This window comes from Pseudomonas sp. H1_G08 (assembly GCF_054681355.1).
In genome coordinates, this window is the sequence record NZ_CP162822.1 from 163,104 (window position 1) to 188,943 (window position 25,840).

23 protein-coding genes are annotated in these 25,840 nt (G+C 59.6%); 22 read left to right on the forward strand and 1 reads right to left on the reverse strand.

Going from position 1 to position 25,840, the window contains the following annotated elements; all coding sequences use genetic code 11:
* From bamA to ispD, 15 genes are all read left to right on the forward strand, one after another.
* A complete protein-coding gene (gene bamA, locus AB4N85_RS00705) occupies positions 1 to 2,376 on the forward strand; it encodes an outer membrane protein assembly factor BamA (protein WP_125925190.1) in 2,376 nt (791 codons plus the stop codon).
* Positions 2,377 to 2,421: 45 nt separating this feature from the next.
* Entirely contained in the window at positions 2,422 to 2,925 is a 504-nt protein-coding gene (locus tag AB4N85_RS00710; RefSeq protein ID WP_003222140.1) for an OmpH/Skp family outer membrane protein, read from the forward strand.
* 3 nt (positions 2,926 to 2,928) lie between these two features.
* Entirely contained in the window at positions 2,929 to 3,984 is a 1,056-nt protein-coding gene (gene lpxD, locus AB4N85_RS00715; protein ID WP_056783213.1) for a UDP-3-O-(3-hydroxymyristoyl)glucosamine N-acyltransferase, read from the forward strand.
* A gap of 106 nt (positions 3,985 to 4,090) precedes the next feature.
* Positions 4,091 to 4,531, forward strand: a complete 441-nt coding sequence (gene fabZ, locus AB4N85_RS00720; protein WP_016771469.1) for a 3-hydroxyacyl-ACP dehydratase FabZ — start codon at positions 4,091 to 4,093, stop codon at positions 4,529 to 4,531.
* Entirely contained in the window at positions 4,528 to 5,304 is a 777-nt protein-coding gene (gene lpxA / locus AB4N85_RS00725) for an acyl-ACP--UDP-N-acetylglucosamine O-acyltransferase (protein WP_150636319.1), read from the forward strand. Before fabZ ends, lpxA begins: the two co-directional genes overlap by 4 nt.
* A gap of 2 nt (positions 5,305 to 5,306) precedes the next feature.
* Complete coding sequence (gene lpxB, locus AB4N85_RS00730; RefSeq protein WP_435406344.1) at positions 5,307 to 6,437, forward strand: lipid-A-disaccharide synthase; 1,131 nt, start codon at positions 5,307 to 5,309, stop codon at positions 6,435 to 6,437.
* Between the two features lie 11 nt (positions 6,438 to 6,448).
* A complete protein-coding gene (gene rnhB, locus AB4N85_RS00735) occupies positions 6,449 to 7,075 on the forward strand; it encodes a ribonuclease HII (protein ID WP_016771466.1) in 627 nt (208 codons plus the stop codon).
* Positions 7,076 to 7,151: 76 nt separating this feature from the next.
* Entirely contained in the window at positions 7,152 to 10,673 is a 3,522-nt protein-coding gene (dnaE, locus tag AB4N85_RS00740) for a DNA polymerase III subunit alpha (RefSeq protein ID WP_056783220.1), read from the forward strand.
* A 139-nt stretch (positions 10,674 to 10,812) separates the two neighbouring features.
* Complete coding sequence (locus AB4N85_RS00745; protein ID WP_016771465.1) at positions 10,813 to 11,760, forward strand: acetyl-CoA carboxylase carboxyltransferase subunit alpha; 948 nt, start codon at positions 10,813 to 10,815, stop codon at positions 11,758 to 11,760.
* 131 nt (positions 11,761 to 11,891) lie between these two features.
* A complete protein-coding gene (gene tilS, locus AB4N85_RS00750; protein ID WP_252868874.1) occupies positions 11,892 to 13,220 on the forward strand; it encodes a tRNA lysidine(34) synthetase TilS in 1,329 nt (442 codons plus the stop codon).
* A gap of 274 nt (positions 13,221 to 13,494) precedes the next feature.
* Entirely contained in the window at positions 13,495 to 15,126 is a 1,632-nt protein-coding gene (locus AB4N85_RS00755) for a CTP synthase (RefSeq protein WP_016771462.1), read from the forward strand.
* 4 nt (positions 15,127 to 15,130) lie between these two features.
* Positions 15,131 to 15,976 carry a 3-deoxy-8-phosphooctulonate synthase gene (gene kdsA / locus AB4N85_RS00760; RefSeq protein WP_007954807.1) on the forward strand — a complete coding sequence of 282 codons (846 nt, stop codon included), beginning with the start codon at positions 15,131 to 15,133 and terminating at the stop codon, positions 15,974 to 15,976.
* Between the two features lie 155 nt (positions 15,977 to 16,131).
* The gene (eno, locus tag AB4N85_RS00765; protein WP_041478121.1) at positions 16,132 to 17,421 is read left to right on the forward strand and encodes a phosphopyruvate hydratase; all 1,290 of its coding nucleotides are present in this window, start codon (positions 16,132 to 16,134) and stop codon (positions 17,419 to 17,421) included.
* A 169-nt stretch (positions 17,422 to 17,590) separates the two neighbouring features.
* Positions 17,591 to 17,869 (forward strand): cell division protein FtsB, encoded by a 279-nt coding sequence (gene ftsB / locus AB4N85_RS00770; RefSeq protein WP_016771460.1) that lies wholly within the window; start codon positions 17,591 to 17,593, stop codon positions 17,867 to 17,869.
* Positions 17,866 to 18,573, forward strand: coding sequence for a 2-C-methyl-D-erythritol 4-phosphate cytidylyltransferase (gene ispD, locus AB4N85_RS00775; RefSeq protein ID WP_460066573.1), 708 nt, complete (start codon positions 17,866 to 17,868; stop codon positions 18,571 to 18,573). The genes ftsB and ispD overlap by 4 nt, the downstream gene beginning before the upstream one ends.
* A gap of 132 nt (positions 18,574 to 18,705) precedes the next feature.
* Here the strand turns inward: ispD and AB4N85_RS00780 are convergent, their stop codons facing one another.
* Complete coding sequence (locus AB4N85_RS00780) at positions 18,706 to 19,602, reverse strand: LysR family transcriptional regulator (protein WP_460066575.1); 897 nt, start codon at positions 19,600 to 19,602, stop codon at positions 18,706 to 18,708.
* Between the two features lie 116 nt (positions 19,603 to 19,718).
* Here AB4N85_RS00780 and AB4N85_RS00785 point away from each other — a divergent pair, with 116 nt between their 5' ends.
* The 7 genes from AB4N85_RS00785 (at position 19,719) to AB4N85_RS00815 (ending at position 25,829) form a co-directional block, all read left to right on the forward strand.
* Entirely contained in the window at positions 19,719 to 20,831 is a 1,113-nt protein-coding gene (locus tag AB4N85_RS00785; RefSeq protein WP_007908835.1) for an S-(hydroxymethyl)glutathione dehydrogenase/class III alcohol dehydrogenase, read from the forward strand.
* Between the two features lie 88 nt (positions 20,832 to 20,919).
* Positions 20,920 to 21,765, forward strand: coding sequence for an S-formylglutathione hydrolase (gene fghA / locus AB4N85_RS00790; RefSeq protein ID WP_056783229.1), 846 nt, complete (start codon positions 20,920 to 20,922; stop codon positions 21,763 to 21,765).
* 43 nt (positions 21,766 to 21,808) lie between these two features.
* Positions 21,809 to 22,282, forward strand: a complete 474-nt coding sequence (gene ispF, locus AB4N85_RS00795) for a 2-C-methyl-D-erythritol 2,4-cyclodiphosphate synthase (RefSeq protein ID WP_460066578.1) — start codon at positions 21,809 to 21,811, stop codon at positions 22,280 to 22,282.
* On the forward strand, positions 22,279 to 23,337 hold the full coding sequence (truD, locus tag AB4N85_RS00800; protein ID WP_460066581.1) for a tRNA pseudouridine(13) synthase TruD: 1,059 nt from the start codon (positions 22,279 to 22,281) through the stop codon (positions 23,335 to 23,337). Before ispF ends, truD begins: the two co-directional genes overlap by 4 nt.
* A complete protein-coding gene (surE, locus tag AB4N85_RS00805; RefSeq protein ID WP_024011837.1) occupies positions 23,325 to 24,074 on the forward strand; it encodes a 5'/3'-nucleotidase SurE in 750 nt (249 codons plus the stop codon). The genes truD and surE overlap by 13 nt, the downstream gene beginning before the upstream one ends.
* Positions 24,075 to 24,112: 38 nt before the next feature.
* Positions 24,113 to 24,748 (forward strand): protein-L-isoaspartate(D-aspartate) O-methyltransferase, encoded by a 636-nt coding sequence (locus AB4N85_RS00810; protein ID WP_172828219.1) that lies wholly within the window; start codon positions 24,113 to 24,115, stop codon positions 24,746 to 24,748.
* Positions 24,749 to 24,959: 211 nt separating this feature from the next.
* The gene (locus AB4N85_RS00815) at positions 24,960 to 25,829 is read left to right on the forward strand and encodes a peptidoglycan DD-metalloendopeptidase family protein (RefSeq protein WP_016771452.1); all 870 of its coding nucleotides are present in this window, start codon (positions 24,960 to 24,962) and stop codon (positions 25,827 to 25,829) included.
* Positions 25,830 to 25,840: the final 11 nt, after the last annotated feature.

Genomic DNA, 25,840 nt, shown 5'->3' on the forward strand with positions numbered 1-25,840 from the left:
ATGAAACGTCTGCTGCTAACTGCGGTTCTCACCGTATTGATGATCGCCGAAGTTCACGCCGAGTCCTTCACTATCTCTGATATTCGCGTCAATGGCCTCCAGCGGGTCTCCGCGGGTAGCGTCTTTGGTGCCTTGCCGTTGAACGTCGGCGAGCAGGCGGATGATCGTCGCCTGGTGGAATCCACTCGTGCATTGTTCAAAACCGGTTTCTTTCAAGATATCCAGCTGGGCCGCGAAGGCAACGTTCTGGTCATCACCGTGGTCGAGCGTCCATCGGTCGCCAGTATCGAGATCGAAGGCAACAAGGCCATCTCTACTGAAGACCTGATGAAGGGCCTCAAGCAATCCGGTCTGGCCGAAGGCGAAATCTTCCAGCGCGCCACCCTCGAGGGTGTGCGTAACGAACTGCAACGTCAGTACGTCGCCCAGGGTCGTTACTCGGCTACCGTCGACACCGAAGTGGTCTCGCAGCCGCGTAACCGCGTGGGTCTGAAGGTGAAGATCAATGAAGGCACCGTTGCTGCCATTCAGCACATCAACGTGGTAGGCAATACGGTTTTCCCTGAGGAAGACCTGACCGACCTGTTCGAACTGAAAACCACCAACTGGCTGTCGTTTTTCAAGAACGATGACAAATATGCCCGCGAAAAACTTTCCGGTGACCTGGAGCGTCTGCGTTCCTACTATCTGGACCGCGGCTATATCAACATGGACATCGCTTCGACCCAGGTATCCATTACCCCGGACAAGAAGCACGTCTACATTACTGTCAACGTCACCGAAGGCGAGAAGTACACCGTTCGTGACGTCAAGCTCAGTGGTGACCTGAAAGTCCCTGAAGAGCAGATCAAGTCGCTGTTGCTCGTGCAGAAGGGCCAGGTGTTCTCGCGCAAGCTGATGACCACCACCTCCGAGCTGATCACCCGTCGTCTGGGTAACGAGGGCTACACCTTCGCCAACGTCAACGGCGTGCCTCAGCCGCACGATGATGACCACACTGTGGACATCCTCTTCGCTGTCGATCCGGGCAAGCGTGCCTACGTCAACCGCATCAATTTCCGTGGCAACACCAAGTCCGAGGACGAAGTGCTGCGTCGTGAAATGCGTCAGATGGAAGGTGGCTGGGCTTCGACCTACCTGATCGACCAGTCCAAGACCCGTCTTGAGCGTCTGGGCTTCTTCAAGGAAGTCAACGTTGAGACCCCGGCTGTGCCAGGTGTCGACGACCAGGTTGATGTGAACTACGCCGTTGAAGAACAGGCTTCCGGTTCGATCACCGCCAGCGTCGGTTTCGCCCAGAGCGCCGGTCTGATCCTCGGTGGCTCGATCACCCAGAACAACTTCCTCGGTACCGGTAACCGCGTCAGCATCGGCCTGACCCGCAGCGAATACCAGAGCCGCTACAACTTCGGCTACGTTGACCCCTACTGGACCGCTGATGGCGTAAGCCTGGGTTACAACGCGTTCTATCGCACCACCGACTACGATGAACTCGATGCCGATATTTCCAGCTATGCGGTAGACAGTCTCGGTGCGGGCGTAAACGTCGGCTACCCGATCAGTGAGACTTCGCGTCTGACGTTCGGTCTGTCTGCCCAGCAGGACAAGATCAACACCGGTCGCTATACCGTTGACGAGATTTTCGATTTCGTCGAGAAGGAAGGCGACAACTACCTGAACTTCAAGGCCTCGGCCGGTTGGTCCGAGTCGACCCTGAACAAAGGCGTGTTGCCGACCCGTGGTCGTTCCCAGAGCCTGACCCTGGAAACCACCATTCCGGGCAGCGACCTGTCGTTCTTCAAACTTGACTATCGTGGTCAGCTGTTCCAGCCGATCACCGAAAACTACACACTGCGCCTGCACTCCGAACTCGGTTATGGCGATGGTTACGGTTCGACCGATGGTCTGCCGTTCTATGAAAACTACTATGCCGGTGGTTTCAACTCGGTTCGTGGCTTCAAGGACAGCACCCTCGGCCCGCGCAGTACGCCGAGCCGTGGTAACAACCCGGGCACTATTGCAGACCCGGACCAGGATCCACTGCCGTTCGGTGGTAACGTCCTGATCCAGGGCGGTGTAGAAGTTCTGTTCCCGCTGCCATTCGTCAAGGATCAGCGTTCCCTGCGGACTTCGGTCTTCTGGGATGTCGGTAACGTGTTTGACTCGCAGTGCAAGGACACTACGAACGCCAATGGTTCGTCGTCCAACACCAAGTGCAACGACATCAGCCTGAGCAACATGGCCAGTTCCGTCGGTGTCGGCGTGACCTGGGTCACCGCACTGGGGCCGTTGAGCTTCGCCCTGGCGATGCCGATCAAGAAACCGGATGACGCTGAAACTCAAGTGTTCCAATTCTCCCTCGGCCAGACGTTCTAAGCGTCTGACCCAAGATAACGACAATGGATTTTGTAGGAGTGCATCGTGCGTAAGTTGACTCAATTGGTTCTCCTGGCCTCCGTACTGGTGGCAGGCCCGGCGTTCGCCGACATGAAAATTGCCGTGCTGAACTATCAGATGGCTCTGCTGGAATCCGACGCGGCGAAGAAGTACGCGGTGGATGCAGAGAAGAAGTTCGGTCCGCAACTGACCAAGCTGAAAACCCTGGAAAGCAGCGCCAAAGGCATTCAGGACCGTCTGATGGCCGGTGGCGACAAAATGCAGCAGGGCGAGCGTGAGCGTCTGGAGCTGGAATTCAAGCAAAAGGCTCGTGACTTCCAGTTCCAGTCCAAGGAACTGAATGAAGCCAAAGCCGTTGCCGACCGTGAAATGCTCAAGCAACTGAAGCCGAAACTGGACAGTGCCGTGGAAGAAGTCATCAAGAAAGGTGGTTTTGACCTGGTGTTCGAGCGTGGCGCAGTCATCGATGTCAAACCTCAGTACGACATCACGCGCCAGGTTATCGAGCGCATGAATCAGCTGAAGTAACCCATGACCGTGACTATCAGGCTCGGCCAGTTGGCCGAGCACCTCGGCGCCACCCTGCGTGGCGACCCCGAGACGCAAATTACTGGGCTAGCCACTTTGCAAGAGGCTGGCCCAGCTCAGTTGAGCTTTCTGGCAAATCCCCAATACCGCAAATACCTGGCCGGTTCTCAGGCAGCTGCACTGCTGCTCAAGGAGGCCGACGCTGAGGGTTTTGCCGGTAATGCCCTGGTGGTGCCGGACCCTTACCTGGCCTATGCACGCATCTCGCATCTGTTCGATCCAAAGCCAAAAGCGGCTGGCGGGATTCATCCGACAGCGGTGATCGCGGCGGACGCAGTGGTTGATCCAAGTGCCAGCATCGGTCCGTTCGTGGTGATCGAAGCCGGTGCACGCATCGCTGCACAGGTCACGCTGGGCGCGCATTGCGTAGTCGGCGCGCGCAGCGAAATCGGTGAAGGCGGCTGGCTGGCTCCGCGCGTCACGCTCTATCACGATGTGCGCATCGGTAAGCGTGTGGTTATTCAGTCCGGCGCAGTCATCGGCGGTGAGGGCTTCGGCTTCGCCAACGAGAAAGGTGTCTGGCAGAAAATCGCCCAGATCGGTGGCGTGACCATCGGCGACGATGTCGAGATCGGCGTGAACACCGCCATCGACCGCGGCGCTCTGGCCGATACGGTGATCGGCAACGGCGTGAAGCTCGACAACCAGATCCAGATCGCGCACAACGTCCAGGTCGGTGATCACACCGCCATGGCCGCGTGCGTCGGCATTTCCGGCAGCACCAAGATCGGCAAGCACTGCATGCTCGCCGGCGGTGTTGGTCTGGTCGGCCACATTGATATTTGCGACAACGTTTTCCTGACCGGGATGACCATGGTGACTCACTCGATTACCGAGCCGGGCGCCTATTCTTCCGGCACAGCCATGCAACCGGCGGCCGAATGGCGCAAAAGCGCGGCCCGCATCCGTCAGCTCGATGACATCGCACGACGGTTGAAACAGCTGGAAAAGCGCGTTGGGGAAGTGACCCCTGACGGTAATGCTTCATCTGATGGCTGATACCATTTCCATATCAAGTGTGCACAGCCTCTGGACTGCCTCCTTGATTTGCTAGAGGAGTGCGCGTCAGTCGCGCTCCCAATCTTTACATAGGCTTTCCCCTGAAATGATGGACATCAACGAGATTCGCGAATACCTGCCTCACCGTTACCCGTTCCTGCTGGTGGACCGGGTGGTGGAACTGGACACTGAAGGCAAGCGAATTCGCGCCTACAAGAATGTCAGCATCAATGAACCGTTCTTCAACGGTCACTTCCCTGCGCATCCAATCATGCCGGGCGTGCTGATCATCGAAGCGATGGCTCAGGCTGCCGGGATCCTCGGTTTCAAGATGCTCGACGTCAAACCGGCCGACGGCACCCTGTATTACTTCGTCGGTTCCGACAAGCTGCGCTTCCGCCAGCCAGTCAAGCCGGGCGACCAGTTGATCCTTGAAGCGACCTTCATCAGCTGCAAGCGCAAGATCTGGAAGTTCGAGTGCCAGGCTTCGGTGGACGGCAAGCCGGTCTGCTCGGCAGAAATCATCTGCGCGGAACAGAAAGTATGAGTTTGATTGACCCTCGCGCAATCATCGATCCGTCCGCCGTTCTGGCTGACGGCGTCGAGGTCGGCCCGTGGTCGATCATCGGCGCAGGTGTGGAAATCGGCGAGGGTACCGTGATCGGGCCGCACGTGATCCTCAAGGGGCCGACCCGCATTGGTAAAAACAATCGCATCTACCAGTTTTCTTCGGTAGGCGAAGACACCCCGGATCTGAAGTACAAAGGCGAGGAAACCCGCCTGGTGATCGGCGACCACAACGTTATTCGTGAAGGCGTGACCATTCACCGTGGCACCGTGCAGGACCGTTCGGAAACCACACTGGGTGATCACAACCTGATCATGGCCTATGCCCACATCGGCCATGACAGCGTCATCGGCAATCACTGCATTCTGGTCAACAACACTGCGTTGGCCGGGCATGTACACGTTGACGACTGGGCGATCCTCTCCGGTTTCACCCTGGTGCACCAGTACTGCCACATCGGCGCCCACAGCTTTTCCGGCATGGGCACGGCGATCGGCAAGGACGTTCCGGCGTTCGTCACCGTATTCGGCAACCCGGCCGAAGCGCGCAGCATGAACTTCGAAGGCATGCGCCGTCGCGGTTTCAGCGAAGACGCGATCCACGCCTTGCGTCGTGCTTACAAGACGGTCTATCGGCAGGGCCTGACGGTCGAGCAGGCGCTGGCCGAGCTGGCCGAGCCGTCTGCGCAGTTCCCTGAAGTCGCCGTGTTCCGCGATTCGATCCAGGCGTCGACTCGCGGCATCACCCGCTGATCATGGCCAGTCTGCGTATCGCGCTGGTGGCGGGTGAGGCTTCCGGTGACATTCTCGGCGCCGGCCTCATGCGCGCGCTCAAGACTCAGCACCCGACAGTCGAGTTCATCGGCGTCGGCGGTCCGCTGATGCAGGCTGAAGGCCTGACCTCGTACTTTCCCATGGAGCGCCTGTCGGTCATGGGGCTGGTGGAGGTCCTCGGTCGGCTGCGTGAGTTACTCAAACGCCGCAAAGAGCTGATTGCCACACTGATCGCCGCGAAGCCGGACGTGTTCATCGGCATCGATGCGCCGGATTTCAACCTCAATATCGAACTCAAGCTGCGTCAGGCCGGGATCAAGACCGTGCATTACGTCAGCCCGTCGGTATGGGCGTGGCGGCAGAAGCGGGTGCTGAAGATCCGCGAAGGCTGCGATCTGATGCTGACCCTGTTGCCGTTCGAGGCGAAATTCTACGAAGAGAAAGGCGTGCCGGTGCGTTTCGTCGGTCACACCTTGGCCGATACCATTCCGCTGCAAGCCGACCGCGCCGCTGCACGCACCGAACTAGGCTTGGCCGACGGTCCGCTGGTAGCGCTGATGCCGGGCAGCCGTGGCGGGGAAGTCAGTCGCCTCGGTGCGCTGTTCCTCGACACCGCCGAACGTCTGCGCGGCATGCGTCCGGGCGTGCGCTTTGTCATTCCTTGTGCAAACCCGGAACGCCGGGTGCAACTCGAGGCCTTGCTTGCTGGCCGGGATTTGCCGGTAACCTTGCTCGACGGTAAATCCCACTTGGCCCTCGCCGCGTGCAACGCCGTGTTGATCGCCTCCGGCACTGCTACCCTTGAAGCGCTGCTGTACAAGCGGCCGATGGTGGTGGCGTATCGGTTGGCGCCGCTGACATTCTGGATTCTCAAGCGTATGGTCAAAAGCCCATACGTGTCGCTGCCCAACTTGCTCGCTCAGCGCTTGCTGGTGCCGGAGTTGTTGCAGGATGATGCGACTGTCGAGGCGTTGGCGCAGACGCTGTCGCCATTGATCGATGGCGGTGATGAACAGACCCGCGGCTTCGACGAGATCCACCGCACGCTGCGGCGCGATGCTTCCAATCAGGCGGCGCAAGCCGTCCTTGACCTGATCGGCAAACCACAATGAGCAAGACAAGCATGCAAATGGGCCTGGATTTCACCTTGGTCGCCGAAGTCGAAGAACTGGTCGCCGGTGTTGATGAAGTCGGTCGTGGTCCGTTGTGCGGTGCGGTGGTGACGGCGGCAGTGATTCTCGATCCGAACCGGCCGATCCTCGGCCTCGACGATTCGAAAAAACTCACCGAAGCCAAGCGCGAAAAGCTCTACGACGAGATCTGCGAAAAGGCCCTGAGCTGGTGCATCGCCCGCGCCGAAGTCGAAGAAATCGACGATCTGAATATCCTCCACGCAACCATGCTGGCCATGCAGCGCGCGGTCGCCGGTCTGCATATTCAGCCGAAGCTGGCGATGATCGATGGCAACCGCTGCCCGCATTTGCCGATGCGTGCCGAGGCTGTGATCCAGGGCGACGGCAAGGTACCGGCCATCGCGGCGGCGTCGATTCTGGCCAAGGTCAGCCGTGACCGCGAAATGGCGGCATTCGAATTGATCTACCCGGGCTACGGCATCGGTGGCCATAAAGGCTATCCGACGCCCGTTCATCTGGAAGCGCTGGCGCGGCTCGGCCCGACGCCGATTCACCGCCGCTCGTTCGCCCCGGTACGCCTGGCTTACGAGGCGCGGGAAAGCCTGACGCAGGTTTAGGCGCAAGGCTGATGTTTTATTCGAGGCCCGGTACAATCCGGGCCTCGTTGTCTCTATGTAACTGGACAGGATCACTATGCCGGCTTCATTCGTTCATCTACGCCTGCACACTGAATACTCCCTGGTCGACGGGCTGGTGCGGATCAAGCCGCTGGTCAAGGCGCTGACCGCCATGAACATGCCGGCGGTCGCGGTCACCGACCAGAACAACATGTGTTCCCTGGTCAAGTTCTATAAAAACGCCATGGGCGCCGGCATCAAGCCGATCTGCGGCGCAGACCTGTGGCTGGCGAACAAGGACCCGGATGCACCGCTGAGCCGCCTCAGCCTGCTGGTGATGAACGCTCAGGGTTATCGCAATCTCACCGAACTGATCTCGCGTGGCTTCATCGAAGGCCAGCGCAACGGCATGGTCATCGTCGAGCGCGAGTGGGTGGCCGAGGCCAACGAAGGTTTGATCATGCTGTCCGCCGCCAAAGAAGGCGAGATCGGCATGGCCATGATCGGTGGCAACCCGGCGGAAGCCGAAGCGCTGGCGCGCGAGTGGATGGCGGTGTTCCCGGATCGTTTCTATCTGGAAATCCAGCGCACCAACCGCCCCAACGATGAAGAACAGCTGCATGGCGCCGTGGCGCTGGCCGACAAGCTCGGTGCGCCGCTGGTGGCGACCAACGATGTGCGCTTCATCAAGCAGGAAGACTTCGCCGCCCACGAAACCCGCGTGTGCATCGGTGAGGGCCGCGCCCTCGATGACCCGCGTCGTTCGAAGAATTACAGCGATCAGCAGTACCTGAAAAGCGCCGAGGAAATGCTCGAGCTGTTCAGCGATATTCCCGACGCCATCGAAAACACCGTCGAGATCGCCAAGCGCTGCAACATCGAAGTCAAGCTGGGCACACACTTCCTGCCCAACTTCCCGATCCCCGATGGCATGACCATCGACGAATATTTCCGCAAGGTCTCCTTCGAAGGGCTCGAAGAACGCTTGGCGGTGCTGCTGCCCAAGGACACCACCGAAGACTACGAAGCCAAGCGCCAGGTCTATGTGGACCGCTTGAATTTCGAGCTGGATATCATCATCCAGATGGGCTTCCCCGGTTACTTCCTGATCGTGATGGACTTTATCCAGTGGGCCAAGAACAACGGTGTGCCGGTAGGTCCGGGCCGTGGGTCGGGTGCCGGTTCGCTGGTGGCTTACGTACAGAAGATCACTGACCTCGACCCGCTGGAATATGACCTGCTGTTCGAACGTTTCCTCAACCCGGAACGGGTTTCCATGCCCGACTTCGACGTCGACTTCTGCATGGACGGTCGTGACCGGGTGATCGATTACGTGGCCGAAAAGTACGGCCGCAACGCGGTGAGCCAGATCATCACCTTCGGTTCCATGGCCGCCAAGGCTGTGGTCCGTGACGTGGCGCGGGTGCAGGGCAAGTCCTATGGCCTGGCGGATCGTCTGTCGAAGATGATTCCGTTCGAAGTCGGCATGACCCTGGAAAAAGCCTACGAGCAGGAAGAGATCCTGCGTGACTTCATCAAGGTCGATGAAGAAGCGGCGGAAATCTGGGAGATGGCGCGCAAGCTTGAGGGCGTGGTGCGTAACGTCGGTAAGCACGCCGGTGGTGTGGTGATCGCGCCGACCAAACTCACCGACTTCTCGCCGATCTATTGCGACGAGGCCGGTGACGGTCTGGTGACCCAGTTCGACAAGGACGACGTTGAGGCCGCCGGTCTGGTGAAGTTCGACTTCCTCGGCCTGCGTACCCTGACGATCATCGACTGGGCGCTGAAAACCATCAACCGCGACCGCGCCAAGGTCAACGAGCCGCCGCTGGATATCGCCTTTATCCCGCTCGACGACAAGCCGACCTATCAGTTGCTGCAAAAAGCCGAAACAACGGCGGTGTTCCAGCTTGAATCCCGGGGCATGAAAGAGCTGATCAAAAAGCTCAAGCCCGACTGCCTGGAAGACTTGATCGCACTCGTTGCACTGTTCCGTCCCGGTCCGCTGCAATCGGGCATGGTGGACGACTTCATCAACCGTAAGCACGGTCGCGCCGAACTGGCCTATCCGCACTCGGACTACCAGTACGACGGTCTCAAGCCGGTACTGGCGCCGACTTACGGCATCATCCTGTATCAGGAACAGGTGATGCAGATTGCCCAGGTCATGGCCGGTTACACCCTCGGCGGTGCGGACATGCTGCGTCGGGCGATGGGTAAGAAAAAGCCCGAAGAAATGGCCAAGCAGCGCGGCGGCTTCATCGAGGGCTGCGCGACCAACGGCATCGACGCGGATCTGGCGGGTAACATTTTCGACCTGGTGGAGAAATTCGCCGGTTACGGCTTCAACAAGTCCCACTCCGCCGCTTACGGCCTGGTGTCGTACCAGACCGCTTGGCTGAAAGCTCACTACCCGGCGCCGTTCATGGCCGCGGTACTTTCGGCGGATATGCACAACACCGACAAGGTCGTGACCTTGATCGAGGAAGTGCGGACGATGAAGCTGCGCCTCGACGCGCCGGACGTGAACACTTCGGAGTTCAAGTTCACGGTGAACGACGACGGCCGCATCGTTTACGGCCTCGGCGCGATCAAAGGCGTCGGTGAAGGTCCGGTGGAAGCGATCACCGAAGCGCGTCAGGCCGGTCCGTTCAAGGATCTGTTCGATTTCTGCGCGCGGGTCGACCTCAAGCGCATCAACAAACGAACTCTTGATGGCTTGATTCGCAGCGGCGCGCTGGATCGCCTCGGCCCGTATTTCCACGACGAACAAAAGGCCTATCAAGCCAACATCGACCGTAACCGCGCGGTACTGCTGGCGGCGATGGAAGAGGCGATCAAGGCGGCCGAGCAGACTGCGCGGACCCACGACAGTGGCCACGCCGACCTGTTTGGCGGCTTGTTCGTCGAAGAAGACGCTGACGTTTACGCGTCTCATCGCAAAGCCAAGGAACTGACCCTCAAGGAACGCCTCAAGGGTGAAAAAGACACCCTGGGCCTGTACCTGACCGGTCACCCGATCGACGAATACGAAGGCGAAATCCGCCGTTTCGCCCGTCAGCGCATCATCGACCTGAAACCGGCGCGCGACACGCAGACCGTGGCGGGGATGATCATTGCCCTGCGGGTGATGAAGAACAAGAAGGGCGACAAGATGGGCTTCATCACCCTTGACGACCGCTCCGGACGGATCGAAGCGTCGCTGTTTGCCGATGCGTTCCATTCGGCGCAGTCGCTGCTGCAGACCGACGCGATGGTGGTGGTCGAAGGCGAAGTCAGCAATGACGACTTCTCTGGCGGTCTGCGCCTGCGGGTCAAGCGCGTGATGAGCATGGAAGATGCGCGCACCAATCTGGCCGAGAGCCTGCGCCTGAAGCTGCACACCCAGGATCTGAAAGGCGATCAGCTACGCTGGTTGGGCGAACTGCTCAAGCGTCATCGCGGCGCGTGCCCGGTGACCATGGAGTACACCAGCCCGGATGCGAAGACCTTGCTGCAGTTCGGCGAGACCTGGCGGATCGACCCGGCGGATGCCTTGATTCAAGCCCTGCGTGACCAGTTCGGGCGAGACAACGTCTTCCTCCAATACCGTTGACCGGCAAGTGCCATCATGGCGCTTGCCCGCAACCTGAATTTTTAATCTCGACCTCAGCGCGCCTCTCCCTTAAGGTAGGGCGCGAATAGACAACCGGCCGGCCCAAGCTCACTTGGGACACGACCCAAGACGGACGCCTATGAACCCGAATTTTCTAGATTTCGAACAGCCGATCGCCGACCTGCAAGCCAAGATCGAAGAGTTGCGCTTGGTCGGTAATGACAATTCGCTGAATATCGGCGATGAGATCTCCCGCCTGCAGGACAAGAGCAAGACGCTGACCGAAGACATCTTCGGCAAGCTGACCAGCTGGCAGATCGCACGTCTGGCGCGTCACCCGAAACGCCCGTACACCCTCGATTACATCGAGCATATCTTCACCGAGTTCGACGAACTGCACGGCGACCGTCACTTCTCCGACGACGCTGCCATCGTTGGCGGTATCGCCCGTCTGGAAGACCAGCCAGTGATGATCATCGGCCACCAGAAGGGCCGTGAAGTGCGTGAGAAAGTTCGCCGCAACTTCGGTATGCCGCGTCCGGAAGGCTACCGCAAGGCCTGCCGTCTGATGGAGATGGCCGAGCGCTTCAAGATGCCGATCCTGACTTTCATCGACACCCCGGGTGCCTACCCTGGCATCGACGCTGAAGAGCGCAACCAGAGCGAAGCGATTGCCTGGAACCTCCGGGTGATGGCGCGTCTGAAGACTCCGATCATCGCCACTGTAATTGGTGAAGGTGGTTCCGGCGGCGCACTGGCCATCGGCGTCTGCGATCAATTGAACATGCTGCAATATTCGACCTACGCGGTGATCTCGCCGGAAGGTTGCGCATCGATCCTGTGGAAGACCGCCGAGAAAGCACCGGATGCCGCTGAGGCAATGGGCATCACCGCTGAGCGTTTGAAAGGCCTGGGTATCGTCGACAAGGTGATCAGCGAGCCACTGGGCGGCGCCCACCGTGACCCGGCTGCTGCCGCCGCTTCGATCCGCGCCGAGCTGAGCTCGCAACTGGCGATGCTCAAGCAGTTCGATAACGAAGCGCTGCTCAAGCGCCGTTACGATCGCCTGATGAGCTACGGTCTCTAATCAGACGCGTACTATCCCTGTGGGAGCGAGCCTGCTCGCGAAACCGGTATGACAGTCGACGAAATTGTTGAATGTCAAATCGCTTTCGCGAGCAGGCTCGCTCCCACAGAGGGTTAGGCAAAGGTGCAGATATGGGCCAGTCCCCGATTGATTTGCCATCCCGTCTTCTGCTGAACCTTGAGCCCTGGCGCCACGCCGCTCACTGGCGCATCGCCTTCTCCGGCGGTCTCGATTCCACCGTCCTCCTGCATCTGCTCGCCACCCTGGCGAACACCGAATCCCTCCCTGCGTTAAGCGCCATCCACATTCACCACGGCCTTCAGGCTGCGGCCGATGCGTGGCCGCAACATTGCCAGGCCGTTTGCGATGCGCTGGACGTGCCGTTGCAAGTGAAGCGGGTAACCGTAAAGGGCGGGGCGAGCCTGGAGCGGGCGGCGCGGGATGCGCGTTATGCCGCGTTCAGTTCGCTGACGCAGACCAATGACGTGTTGCTGACTGGCCAGCACCGCGATGACCAAGCGGAAACGCTGCTGTTTCGGCTGTTGCGCGGTGCCGGTGTACGCGGACTCGGCGCAATGCCGCAGCAGCGCACAGTGGGGCAGGGCACGCTGGTTCGACCGTTGCTCGACGTCAGCCGCGCCGAGGTGGAAAATTATGCACAGGCGCATCAGTTGCGCTGGATTGAGGACCCGTCGAACCAGGACCGGCAGTTTTCGCGCAACTATCTGCGCCATCAAGTCATGCCGGTCCTCACCGAACGCTGGCCGCAAGCGCAGGCCAGCATGGCGCGCACGGCTGCGCATCTGCGTGAGGCGCAGGGCTTGCTCGATGAGCTGGCGCAGATCGATCTCGCACAAGCCGAAACGGTCCATGAATTCGCTTGGCTGGGTGTGCCATCGCTGGAGCTGACATCATTGAGGGCATTGTCTGACGCACGCCAGCGAAATGCCCTCAGCCACTGGCTCGAACCGTTGACCCGGCTGCCAGATGCTGACCATTGGTCGGGTTGGACAACGCTGTGCAATGCCGGCGCCGACGCTTCTCCGATCTGGCGTCTGGCCGACGGAGAGCTGCACCGCAGCGTCGGTCGCGTCTGGTGGCTGAGCGGCAATTGGTTGGGCGCGCCAGTGATCGGCGCCGACTGGCAGACCCCGACTTCAGCGCTACGCTTGCCGGATAACGGACGCGTCATGCTCCACGGGCAAGCTCCATCCGGGCCTTTGCGTATTGCCTATCGGCAAGGCGGTGAGGTCATGCAACTGGCCGAGCGCGGCAGCCGTGATCTCAAGCGTCTGCTCAACGAGCGCGCGGTCCCGGCCTTCGTGCGTGGCAGATTGCCGCTGCTGTTTCGTGGCGAAGAATTGCTCGCCGTGGCGAACCTGCCGGGTCTTGATGGTCAGATGGACGAAGGCTGGACATTGCACTGGCAGCCAACAGACGAAGATCAAGGTTTGAGCTGAAAGGAGCATTCCGGTAGACTACGCTCCCTTCTTGATACAACTTCTGTGGATTCGCCTGAATTGCAGGAGTTGCCGATTACCAAGCAGTCTTTGCTGGGCGATTCCAAAAAATGTGTAGCGAGCAACGTACCGGTGTTTCATCTACCGGTCTGTCACAACGCGGCGGTTTTTTCGAAAGGTGCACTGTGATTAATGCAGGTGATCGGGGGCTTCGGCCTTCCTTCGCTTTCCCCGGCGGCTCGTTCCGCTTTAACGCAGACTTCTAGGGTTTTTCATGACGCGCTACATATTCGTCACGGGCGGTGTTGTTTCTTCATTGGGGAAAGGCATTGCCTCGGCTTCATTGGCGGCTATCCTGGAGGCGCGGGGGCTTAAGGTCACCATGCTGAAGCTGGATCCGTACATCAACGTCGATCCAGGCACCATGAGTCCGTTCCAGCACGGTGAAGTGTTCGTCACCCACGACGGCGCCGAGACCGATCTGGATCTGGGGCACTACGAGCGGTTCATCCGCACGACCATGACCCAGAACAACAACTTCACCACCGGCCGTGTCTACGAGCACGTGCTGCGCAAAGAGCGCCGTGGCGACTACCTGGGTGCAACCATCCAGGTGATCCCGCACATCACCGACGAAATCAAACGTCGCATCATCAAAGGTGCCGGTGACGCTGACGTGGCGATGGTTGAAATCGGTGGCACCGTCGGTGACATCGAGTCGCAACCATTCCTCGAAGCCATCCGCCAGTTGCGTTTCGAAGTCGGCGCCAAGCGCGCGATGCTGATGCACCTGACGCTGGTGCCGTACATCGCCACCGCTGGCGAAACCAAGACCAAACCGACCCAGCACTCCGTCAAGGAACTGCGCTCGATCGGTCTGCAGCCAGACGTGCTGGTGTGCCGCTCCGATCACCCGATCGATGTGTCCTCGCGTCGCAAGATCGCGCAATTCACCAACGTTGAAGAGCGTGCGGTAATCGCGCTGGAAGACGCCGATACCATCTACAAGATCCCGGGCATCCTGCACTCGCAGGGCCTGGACGATTTCGTCGTCGAGCGTTTCGGTCTGCAGTGCGGCAGCGCCGATCTGTCCGAGTGGGACGCAGTGGTCGATGCCAAGCTGAACCCGGAACACGAAGTGACCATCGCCATGGTCGGCAAGTACATGGAACTGCTCGACGCGTACAAGTCGCTGATCGAAGCGATGAGTCATGCCGGCATCAGCAACCGCACCAAGGTCAACCTGCGCTACATCGATTCCGAAGACATCGAGAACCAGGGCACTGCGCTGCTCGAAGGTGTTGATGCGATTCTGGTGCCGGGCGGCTTCGGTCTGCGTGGCGTGGAAGGCAAGATCACTGCCGTTCAGTACGCTCGCGAAAACAAGGTTCCGTACCTCGGCATCTGCCTGGGCATGCAAGTGGCGGTCATCGAGTTCGCCCGTAACGTGCTGGGCTGGAAAGACGCCAACTCCACCGAGTTCGATCGTGCCAGCGGCCATCCGGTGGTCGGTCTGATTACCGAGTGGGAAGACGCCACCGGCGCTGTCGAAGTACGTACCGAAGCGTCCGATCTGGGCGGCACCATGCGTCTCGGCGCACAGGATTGCCTGCTTGAGCCGGGCTCCAAAGTCCATGATTGCTACGGCAAGGACGTGATTGTCGAGCGTCATCGTCACCGTTACGAAGTGAACAACAACCTGCTGCCGCAGATCATCGAAGCCGGCCTGAAGATTTCCGGTCGCTCCGCCGATGCTGCGCTGGTCGAAGTGGTTGAAGCGCCGGATCATCCATGGTTCGTCGCCTGCCAGTTCCACCCTGAGTTCACCTCGACGCCACGCGACGGCCATCCGCTGTTCAGCGGTTTCGTCAAAGCCGCGTTGGCTCAACACCAGAAGAAGGCGTAACCCGATGGCACAGAAGATCATCCGCGTCGGCGACATCGAGATTGCCAACGACAAACCCATGGTGCTGTTCGGCGGCATGAACGTGCTGGAAAGCCGTGACATGGCCATGCAGGTTTGCGAAGAGTACGTGAAGGTCACCGAAAAACTCGGTATCCCTTACGTGTTCAAGGCCAGCTTCGACAAGGCCAACCGGTCTTCTGTGACTTCGTATCGCGGTCCTGGCCTGGAAGAGGGCATGCGCATCTTCCAGGACATCAAGCAAGCCTTCGGCGTGCCGATCATCACCGACGTCCACGAGCCGGATCAGGCTGCGGTCGTCGCTGAAGTCTGCGACATCATTCAGCTGCCGGCCTTCCTGTCGCGCCAGACCGATCTGGTTGTCGCGATGGCCAAGACCAATGCCGTGATCAACATCAAGAAAGCCCAGTTCCTCGCGCCTCAGGAAATGAAACACATCCTGAACAAGTGCGTGGAAGCCGGTAACGATCAGTTGATCCTCTGCGAGCGTGGTTCGAGCTTCGGCTACAACAATCTCGTGGTCGACATGCTCGGCTTCGGCATCATGAAGCAGTTCGAATACCCGGTGTTCTTCGACGTGACCCACTCGTTGCAAATGCCTGGCGGTCGTTCCGACTCCGCCGGCGGTCGCCGTGCGCAGGTCACCGATCTGGCCAAGGCCGGCATGAGCCAGTCGCTGGCGGGTCTGTTCCTCGAAGCGCATCCGGATCCGGACAACGCCAAATGCGACGGCCCTTGCGCCTTGCGTCTGGACAAACTGGAGCCATTCCTGGCCCAGCTCAAGGCTCTGGACGAACTGGTGAAGAGTTTTCCGACGGTAGAAACCGCGTAACGCTCGATTCTCCGGTAAAGTACCGCACGATTTGTCGCTCATGCCCTCGGGCGTGAGCGTTGTCGTCTGCAAGTCTGCCCGCTGTACTTCGCTTGCCGACGATAAAGATTTCCTCTAGCTGCGTCGTTTTCGTCAACTTTGGAGTGTTTACAACAATGGCAAAAATCGTCGACATCAAAGGTCGTGAAGTTCTCGACTCCCGTGGCAATCCCACCGTGGAAGCGGACGTGCTTCTCGACAACGGCATCATCGGCAGCGCCTGCGCGCCGTCCGGTGCATCCACTGGCTCGCGTGAAGCGCTCGAGCTGCGTGATGGCGACAAGAGCCGTTACCTGGGCAAGGGCGTGCTCAAGGCGGTAGCCAACATCAACGGTCCGATCCGCGATCTGCTGCTGGGCACCGACCCGAGCGACCAGAAAGCCCTCGACCAAGCGATGATCAAGCTCGACGGTACCGAAAACAAGGCGACCCTGGGCGCCAACGCCATCCTCGCCGTGTCCCTGGCTGCGGCCAAGGCGGCTGCGCAGGATCAGGATCTGCCGCTGTACGCACACATCGCCAACCTCAACGGCACCCCGGGTGTGTACTCGATGCCGGTCCCGATGATGAACATCATCAACGGTGGCGAGCACGCCGATAACAACGTCGACATCCAGGAATTCATGGTGCAGCCGGTCGGCGCCAAGTCGTTCTCGGAAGGTCTGCGCATGGGCACCGAGATTTTCCATCACTTGAAAGCTGTGCTGAAGGCCCGTGGCCTGAGCACCGCCGTTGGTGACGAAGGCGGTTTCGCACCGAACCTGGCTTCCAACGAAGACGCGCTGAAAGTGATCTCCGAAGCCGTGGCCAACGCCGGTTACAAGCTGGGCACCGACGTGACCCTGGCGCTGGACTGCGCCGCGAGCGAGTTCTACGAAGACGGCAAGTACAACCTGTCCGGCGAAGGCCAGGTGTTCACTGCTGAAGGTTTCGCCGACTACCTCAAAGGTCTGACCGAGCGTTATCCGATCATCTCCATCGAAGACGGTCTGGACGAATCCGACTGGGCCGGCTGGAAAATCCTCACCGACAAGATCGGCGAGAAAACTCAGCTGGTGGGCGACGACCTGTTCGTGACCAACACCAAGATCCTGAAAGAAGGCATCGATAAAAAGATCGCCAACTCGATCCTGATCAAGTTCAACCAGATCGGCACCCTGACCGAAACCCTGGAAGCCATCCAGATGGCCAAGGCTGCCGGCTACACCGCAGTGATCTCGCACCGTTCCGGCGAAACCGAAGATTCGACCATTGCCGACCTGGCTGTGGGCACCTCGGCTGGCCAGATCAAGACCGGTTCGCTGTGCCGCTCCGACCGCGTTTCCAAGTACAACCAACTGCTGCGTATCGAAGAGCAGTTGAACGGCAAGGCCAAGTACAACGGCCGTGCCGAGTTCCGCGGTTAAGCGCAACCTGATCAAAGGACACCGGATTGTGTCGGAAAAGTCGTGACAGCGATGGATTTGCCACTAATCTGATGCCTTAAGCACAAGCCTGGATCTTTCCAGGCTTCGTGCTATCAGATGCTGCAACATTATGCGTGGCTGTCTTTTTTCACTGGATACCTGATATTCGATGCGCAGTCCTTACTGGTTGTTTCTTGTTTTGCTCTTGCTGCTGGCCGGTCTGCAGTACCGCCTGTGGGTGGGCAATGGCAGTCTGGCGCAGGTCGCCGAGCTGAAACAGCAGATCGCCGAGCAACATGCCGAGAACGAAGGCCTGCTGGAGCGCAACCGGGTGATGGACGCTGAAGTCAGCGAATTGAAAAAAGGCATGGAGACCGTTGAAGAGCGGGCTCGTCACGAACTGGGCATGGTCAAGGACGGCGAAACCCTTTACCAGTTGGCCCAATGATCGATTCCCTGCCGGCCTTCTGGGCCGTAATTCCTGCCGCGGGCGTCGGTGCCCGAATGGCCGCGGACCGTCCCAAGCAGTATCTGCAACTGGGCGGGCGCACAATTCTCGAACACAGCCTCGGCTGTTTCCTCGATCACCCGAGCCTCAAGGGCCTGGTGGTCAGTCTTGCTGTTGACGATCCCTATTGGCCGAATCTGGCATGCGTCAACGATCCGCGCATTCAGCGGGTCGGCGGCGGGGCGGAGCGTTCCGCTTCGGTGCTAAACGCCTTGCTGCATCTGCATGCGCAAGGTGCCGACGATGACGATTGGGTGCTGGTGCACGATGCGGCCCGGCCGAATCTGAGTCGCGATGATCTCGACAAGTTGCTTGCCGAACTGGCGGATGACCCGGTCGGCGGTCTATTGGCAGTGCCCGCTCGCGACACGCTCAAACGCGTTGATAAAAACGGTCGTGTGGTTGAAACGGTGGACCGCAGTGTGATCTGGCAGGCGTATACGCCGCAGATGTTTCGCCTCGGCGCGTTGCATCGAGCGTTGGCCGATAGCCTGGTTGCGGATGCCGTGATCACCGATGAAGCTTCGGCGATGGAATGGGCCGGTCTGGCACCGCGTCTGATCGAAGGGCGGGCGGATAACCTCAAGGTGACCCGGCCGGAAGATCTGGAGTGGTTGCGCCAGCGATGGGCGAATCGCCTCTGAGATTTGGGGTCGCTGTGGCATTGCCTTCGCGAGCAGGCTCGCTCCCGCAGAGGGAATGCATTCAGCTGTCGAGCTCGGTCAATTGTGGGAGCGAGCCTGCTCGCGAAAGCGGTCGCACAGGCGACCAATAACTCAAAGTTTGTACTCCGGCCTTTCAGCCAGTCCCACCTTCAAAAAATCCACCAACTTGCGCACCTTCGGCGACAGATGCCGCTGCTGCGGATACAGCGCCCACACCGCCGTATTCGGCGGCTGATGCGCCTCCAGCAAGGAAATCAGCGCGCCACTGTGCAAATGCTCGAGCACGTAATAGTCCGGCAACTGACACAACCCGACGCCCTGAAGCGCCGCATCCAGCACCGCTTGCCCACTATTGCAACGCCAGTTGCCTTGCACCCGCTGGGAAAATTCCCTGCCGTTCTGTTCCATTTGCCATATATCCGAACTGCCGATCAGGCAATTGTGTCGACTCAATTCCGACAAACTGTGTGGGCGTCCGTACCGTTCCAGGTAGGACGGCGATGCGCACAGGTACATTCTCCGTGGTGCCAGACGTGTGGCGACCAAGCGCGAATCCTGTAACCGACCCAGACGGATCGCCAGGTCCAGCCCTTCATGCACCAGATCCAGTTGGCGATTGCTCAGCTCTATATCGATGCGCAACTGCGGGTACAGCCCCATGAAGCGAGTCACCAGCGGCACGATAAAACGTTCGCCGTAGGCCACCGCGCAGGTCATGCGCAGCATGCCTTTCGGTTCGCTGGTCAGATCACCTACCGCGCGCAAGGCTTCTTCGCGACCGTCCTGCAGGCGCTGGCAATGCTGCAGAAAAGTCTGCCCGGCTTCGGTCAACGTAACTCGCCGGGTGCTGCGGTAGAGCAGTCGCGTCTGCAGACGCTCTTCGAGCCGTACGATTTGTCGACTGATGTGTGAGGAAGAAACCCCAAGACGCTCGGCAGCGGCGGTGAATTGATTGCATTCGGCGACGGCAACGAACTCATCGATGCCTTCCCAGCGGTTTTCCGACACTTGGATTATCCCTGTATGGCAATAATGTTTTGCTTTGGTCCGGATTATTCCTCAGGAAGCGCTGAACTACACTGTCTGTCTGCTTTTTTATTTATTGGGTTCACTGGAGAGTCAGCATGATCAAGTCGCGCGCCGCCGTTGCCTTCGAGGCCAAGAAGCCGCTGGAAATCGTAGAAGTCGATGTCGCCATGCCCAAGGCCGGTGAAGTATTGCTGCGCGTCGTCGCTTCCGGGGTGTGCCACACCGATGCCTACACCTTGTCCGGCGCAGACCCGGAAGGCATCTTCCCGTCGATCCTCGGCCACGAAGGTGGCGCCATCGTTGAAGCGATCGGCGAAGGCGTGACTTCGGTCGCCGTCGGCGATCACGTCATTCCGCTGTACACCCCGGAATGCGGCCAGTGCAAATTCTGCAAGTCGGGCAAGACCAACCTCTGCCAGGCGATTCGCGCCACCCAAGGCAAGGGCCTGATGCCGGATGGCACTTCGCGCTTTTCCTACAAGGGCGAAACGATTTTCCACTACATGGGCACTTCGACGTTCTCGGAGTACACCGTACTGCCGGAAATTTCCGTAGCGAAGATCTCCAAAGACGCGCCGCTGGAGAAGGTTTGCCTGCTCGGTTGCGGCGTAACCACCGGTATCGGCGCCGTGCTCAACACCGCCAAGGTCAAACCGGGTGACACCGTAGCCATCTTCGGTCTCGGCGGTATTGGCTTGTCGGCCGTGATCGGCGCGGTGAAAGCCAAGGCTGCGCGGATCATCGCCATCGACATCAATCCAGCCAAGTTCGAAATCGCCAAACAACTCGGTGCCACCGATTGCGTGAATCCGAAAGACTTTGATCGTCCGATCCAGGAAGTAATCGTCGACATGACCGATGGCGGCGTCGACTTCTCCTTCGAGTGCATCGGCAATGTGCAACTGATGCGCGCCGCGCTTGAGTGCTGCCACAAAGGCTGGGGCGAGTCGGTCATCATCGGTGTCGCCGGTGCCGGCCAGGAAATCGCTACCCGTCCGTTCCAGTTGGTCACCGGTCGCGTCTGGCGCGGTTCGGCGTTCGGCGGCGTGCGTGGCCGTACTGAATTGCCGAGCTACGTCGACATGGCCCAGAGCGGCGAAATCCCGCTGGATACCTTCATCACCCACACCATGGGCCTGGAAGATATCAACAAGGCGTTCGACCTGATGCACGAAGGCAAGAGCATCCGCACAGTCATTCATTTCTAAGGAGCAGCGGCAAGCTACAAGCCACAAGCTGCAAGCAGGCGCAATTCCCTCTTGCAGCTTGAAGCTCGCATCTTGCGGCTGAAGTGCTATGAATCTGGAAAACATTTCCTGTCAGAAGAGTTTTGGTGGCTGGCACAAGCGTTATCGCCATCGCTCCGAAGTGCTTGATTGCGACATGGTCTTTGCCGTGTACCTGCCGCCACAAGCGGAGCAGGGCGGCAAGCTGCCGGTGTTGTACTGGTTGTCAGGGCTGACCTGCACCGATGAGAACTTCATGCAGAAGGCCGGTGCGATGCGCATGGCTGCCGAGCTCGGGTTGATCATCGTCGCCCCGGATACCAGTCCGCGTGGCGCGGATGTCCCGGATGATGCCGACAAAGCTTGGGATTTCGGTCTCGGCGCCGGGTTTTATCTGAACGCCACGCAGGAACCGTGGGCGCGGCACTATCAGATGCATGACTATGTCGTGCAGGAACTGCCTGCTCTGGTCGAAGCGCATTTCCCCGCTTCCGACAAACGCAGTATCAGCGGTCACTCCATGGGCGGCCACGGCGCATTGGTCTGCGCGCTGCGCAATCCCGGGCGTTATCAGTCAGTGTCGGCGTTCTCGCCGATTACCCATCCAATCGATTGCCCGTGGGGTCAGAAGGCCTTTTCCAACTATTTGGGCGAAGACCGTTCGAAGTGGAAGGAGTGGGACGCCTGTGTGCTGATCGCAGAGGCGACGGAGAAGTTGCCGTTGCTGGTCGATCAAGGTGATCGTGACGATTTCCTCGCCACGCAATTGAAACCCGAGGCCCTGCAACACGCCGCAAAACAAGCGGGGCATCCGCTGGAGCTGCGCCTGCAACCGGGCTACGACCACAGCTATTTCTTCATCTCAAGCTTCATTGACGACCACTTGCAGCATCACGCACGCGCTCTGCGCGGTTAATGCAGGTAGAATCACGCCCTGACAAAAATCGGGGCGTTTTTTTATGCGTATTGGCCACGGCTACGATGTGCACCGTTTCGCTGAAGGCGATTCCATTACTCTGGGCGGCGTGCAGATTGCACACAGCTTCGGGCTGCTCGCTCATTCCGACGGTGACGTCCTGCTGCACGCCTTGAGCGATGCCTTGCTCGGCGCGGCGGCGCTGGGTGATATCGGCAAACACTTCCCGGACACCGATCCGCAATTCAAGGGCGCCGACAGCCGTGTGCTGTTGCGTCATGTGGTCAGTCTGATCCACGCCAAGGGCTGGAAAGTCGGCAACGTCGACAACACCATCGTTGCCCAGGCGCCAAAAATGGCGCCGCATATCGAATCGATGCGCGCGCTGATCGCGGCGGATCTTCAAGTTGAGTTGGATCAAGTGAACGTCAAAGCTACCACCACCGAAAAGCTTGGCTTTGTCGGTCGCGAAGAAGGCATCGCCGTGCACTCCGTTGCCTTGTTGCTGCGCGCATGAATGAATTGCAATTACTCGGCCCACGGGCCTATGGCGAACCCCTCGGCACAGCGGTACTGAAAGCCATCGCCGAAGATTTCCAGGTCGATGAAGTGCTGGATATTCCGTTCAGCGGTGACGGCGAACACCTGTGGATCTGGGTGGAAAAGCGCGGCCTCAATACCGAAGAAGCGGCGCGGCGTATCGCCAAGGCAGCCGGCGTGCCGTTGCGTACCGTCAGCTATGCCGGGCTGAAGGACCGTCAGGCCCTGACCCGACAGTGGTTCAGCGTGCAGTTGCCGGGCAAGGCCGATCCGGATTTGTCGGCGGCGGAAAACGACACGCTGAAGATCCTCAAGACCACGCGCCACAAGCGCAAGCTGCAACGCGGTGCGCATTCGGCCAACGGCTTCACCCTGCGCCTGACGCAATTCAATGGCGACAAAGATGCGATTGAACAGCGGCTGCAACTGATCGCCAAACAAGGCATCCCCAATTATTTCGGCGCCCAGCGCTTCGGCCATGACGGCGGCAACGTTGTCGATGCCCGGGCGTGGGCGGCGCGCAAGGCTTTGCCGGAACAGCGCAATGTACGTTCGCGGTTGCTGTCGACGGCGCGCAGCTATCTGTTCAACCAAGTGCTCGCGGCGCGTGTCGCCGATGGCACCTGGAACACCGCACTGATCGGCGATCTGCTGGCCTTCACCGACAGCCGCAGTTTTTTCCCCGCCGGCGAAGCCGAATGCAGCGACCCGCGTCTGGCGATTCTCGACCTGCACCCGACCGGTCCGCAGTGGGGCGAAGGTGACTCGCCCACCGCTGGCGCAGTCCATGAACTGGAGCAGGAGATCGCCGCCCGCGAAGCGGATCTGCGCGACTGGTTGATCCACGCCGGCATGAGCCATGAACGTCGCATCCTGCGGCTGCCCATTGGCGGGTTGACGTGGCATTATCCCCAACCTGACATTCTGCAACTGGAATTCGTCCTCCCGGCCGGATGCTTTGCCACCGTATTGGTGCGCGAGCTCGTTGATCTGGTGCCGGTGGGGCAGACGGACAGCCCATGCGTATTCTGATTTCTAACGACGATGGGGTAACCGCGCCCGGTCTCGCCGCGCTTTATGCTGCGCTGGCGGATTACACCGAATGCGTGGTTATCGCCCCGGAGCAGGACAAAAGCGGCGCCAGCAGTTCGCTGACGCTCGACCGTCCGCTGCACCCGCAATACCTGGCGAACGGCTTTATCAGCCTCAACGGCACACCGACCGATTGCATTCACCTGGGCCTTAACGGCTTGCTTGAGCGCGAAGCGGACATGGTGGTATCCGGCATTAATCTGGGCGCCAATCTTGGTGACGACGTGCTGTATTCCGGAACCGTGGCGGCAGCGCTGGAAGGACGATTTCTCGAGCGCCCATCGTTTGCCTTCTCACTGGTCTCGCGTCAGGTGGACAATCTGCCGACTGCGGCCTACTTTGCGCGCAAACTGGTCGAGGCCCACGCCGGGCTGGATCTGCCACCGCGCACGGTGCTCAACGTGAACATCCCCAATCTGCCCATCGATCACATCCGTGGCATTCAGTTGACCCGCCTCGGTCATCGCGCCCGCGCGGCGGCGCCGATGAAAGTGGTCGATCCGCGCGGCAAGGCCGGTTACTGGATTGCCGCTGCCGGCGACGCTGAAGACGGCGGCCCGGGCACCGATTTTCATGCCGTGATGCAGGGCTATGTGTCCATCACGCCGTTGCAGCTCGATCGCACCTTCAATGATGCCTTCAGAAGTCTGGATGGCTGGCTGGGAGGGCTGAGCTGATGCGTGAACATGATGACCGTCTGCGCAGCGGCATAGGCATGACCTCCCAACGTACACGTGAGCGACTGATCCAGCGGCTGTATGAAGAAGGCGTGTCGAACGCCAAAGTCCTGGAAGTGATCCGCCGCACGCCGCGTCATCTGTTTGTCGACGAGGCGCTGGCGCACCGCGCTTACGAAGACACCGCGCTGCCGATCGGCAACAACCAGACCATCTCCCAGCCTTACATGGTGGCGCGCATGAGCGAGCTGCTGCTGGAGGCAGGTCCACTGGATAAAGTGTTGGAGATCGGCACCGGTTCCGGCTACCAGACAGCGGTGTTGTCGCAACTGGTTGAACGGGTGTTTTCCGTCGAGCGCATCAAGGTGTTGCAGGATCGCGCCAAGGAGCGTCTGGTCGAGTTGAACCTGCGTAACGTGGTGTTTCGCTGGGGCGATGGCTGGGAAGGCTGGCCGGCGCTGGCCCCATACAACGGCATCATCGTCACCGCCGTTGCCACCGATGTACCGCAGGCTTTGCTCGATCAACTGGCCCCTGGTGGGCGCATGGTAATTCCGGTTGGCTCGGGTGAAGTGCAACAACTGATGCTGATCGTGCGCGAAGAAAATGGCTTTTCCCGACACGTTCTGGGCGCTGTGCGTTTCGTGCCGTTGCTCAACGGGCCACTGGCCTGAGCATTTGCAAACAGGGCTGAATTCCTTTCAACGGCGCCGGTCTTACACCGGCAGCCAGAGTTTAAACGCAGCGTACTTGCCCCTGGCAAACGTGTGCGTCCGGTGATTTCGCTTCATTAAAGGTAAAGCCGGTTCGGCCCGTTATACTTGCGACACCTCATGCCGCAATGCGGCATTCAGAATTTTTCAGCCACCACAAAGGGAGCGGCGGGTGAGTCTCACAGTCATTGCGCAGCGTATGGGTAACACGAGCTTTCAGCGCCTGGTGACTGGCCTTGTCTTGAGCACCTTGCTGGTCGGTTGCTCCAGCACCAAATCGAGCAACGTACGGGTTGTCGATCGCAATAATTCGGTCGCGCAACGTCCGACCGTTACTACCGGGCAATATGTAGTCCGTCCCGGCGATACTTTGTTTTCGATCGCCTTTCGTTACGGCTGGGACTACAAAACCCTCGCCGCCCGGAACAATATTCCTACGCCGTATACGATCCATCCGGGTCAGACAATTCGCTTCGACGGGCGCAGCGGTTCAACGCCGACAGCGGTGGTGAGCAACTCCAGTTCCTCACCTTCTTCGTCGAGTAAAACCACAGTAATCCGGCGCCAGGCGAATGGCACCACAACCACTACAACCACCGGTTCCAAAGGGGTTGTACCGTCCGTCGCGAGCAAACCTGCACCCGCTCCACTGCCTCCGGCAGGCCCGGCCCCGACCGGCTGGGGATGGCCATCTAATGGCGTTCTGATTGGAAAATTCTCTTCAAACGGTAGTTTGAATAAAGGAATTGATATCGCCGGAGATTTGGGACAGCCTGTTTTAGCTGCGTCTGATGGGACGGTCGTATACGCCGGGAGTGGCTTAAGGGGCTACGGCGAATTGGTCATCATCAAACACAGCGAAACCTACGTCAGTGCTTACGGACATAACCGCAGGCTGTTGGTTCGGGAGGGGCAGCAGGTCAAGGTCGGACAGACAATTGCCGAAATGGGGTCAACGGGTACAGACCGGGTGAAACTGCATTTTGAGATTCGCCGCCAAGGTAAACCAGTGGATCCGCTGCAGTTCCTGCCAAGACGTTGATTTGAAGGCCA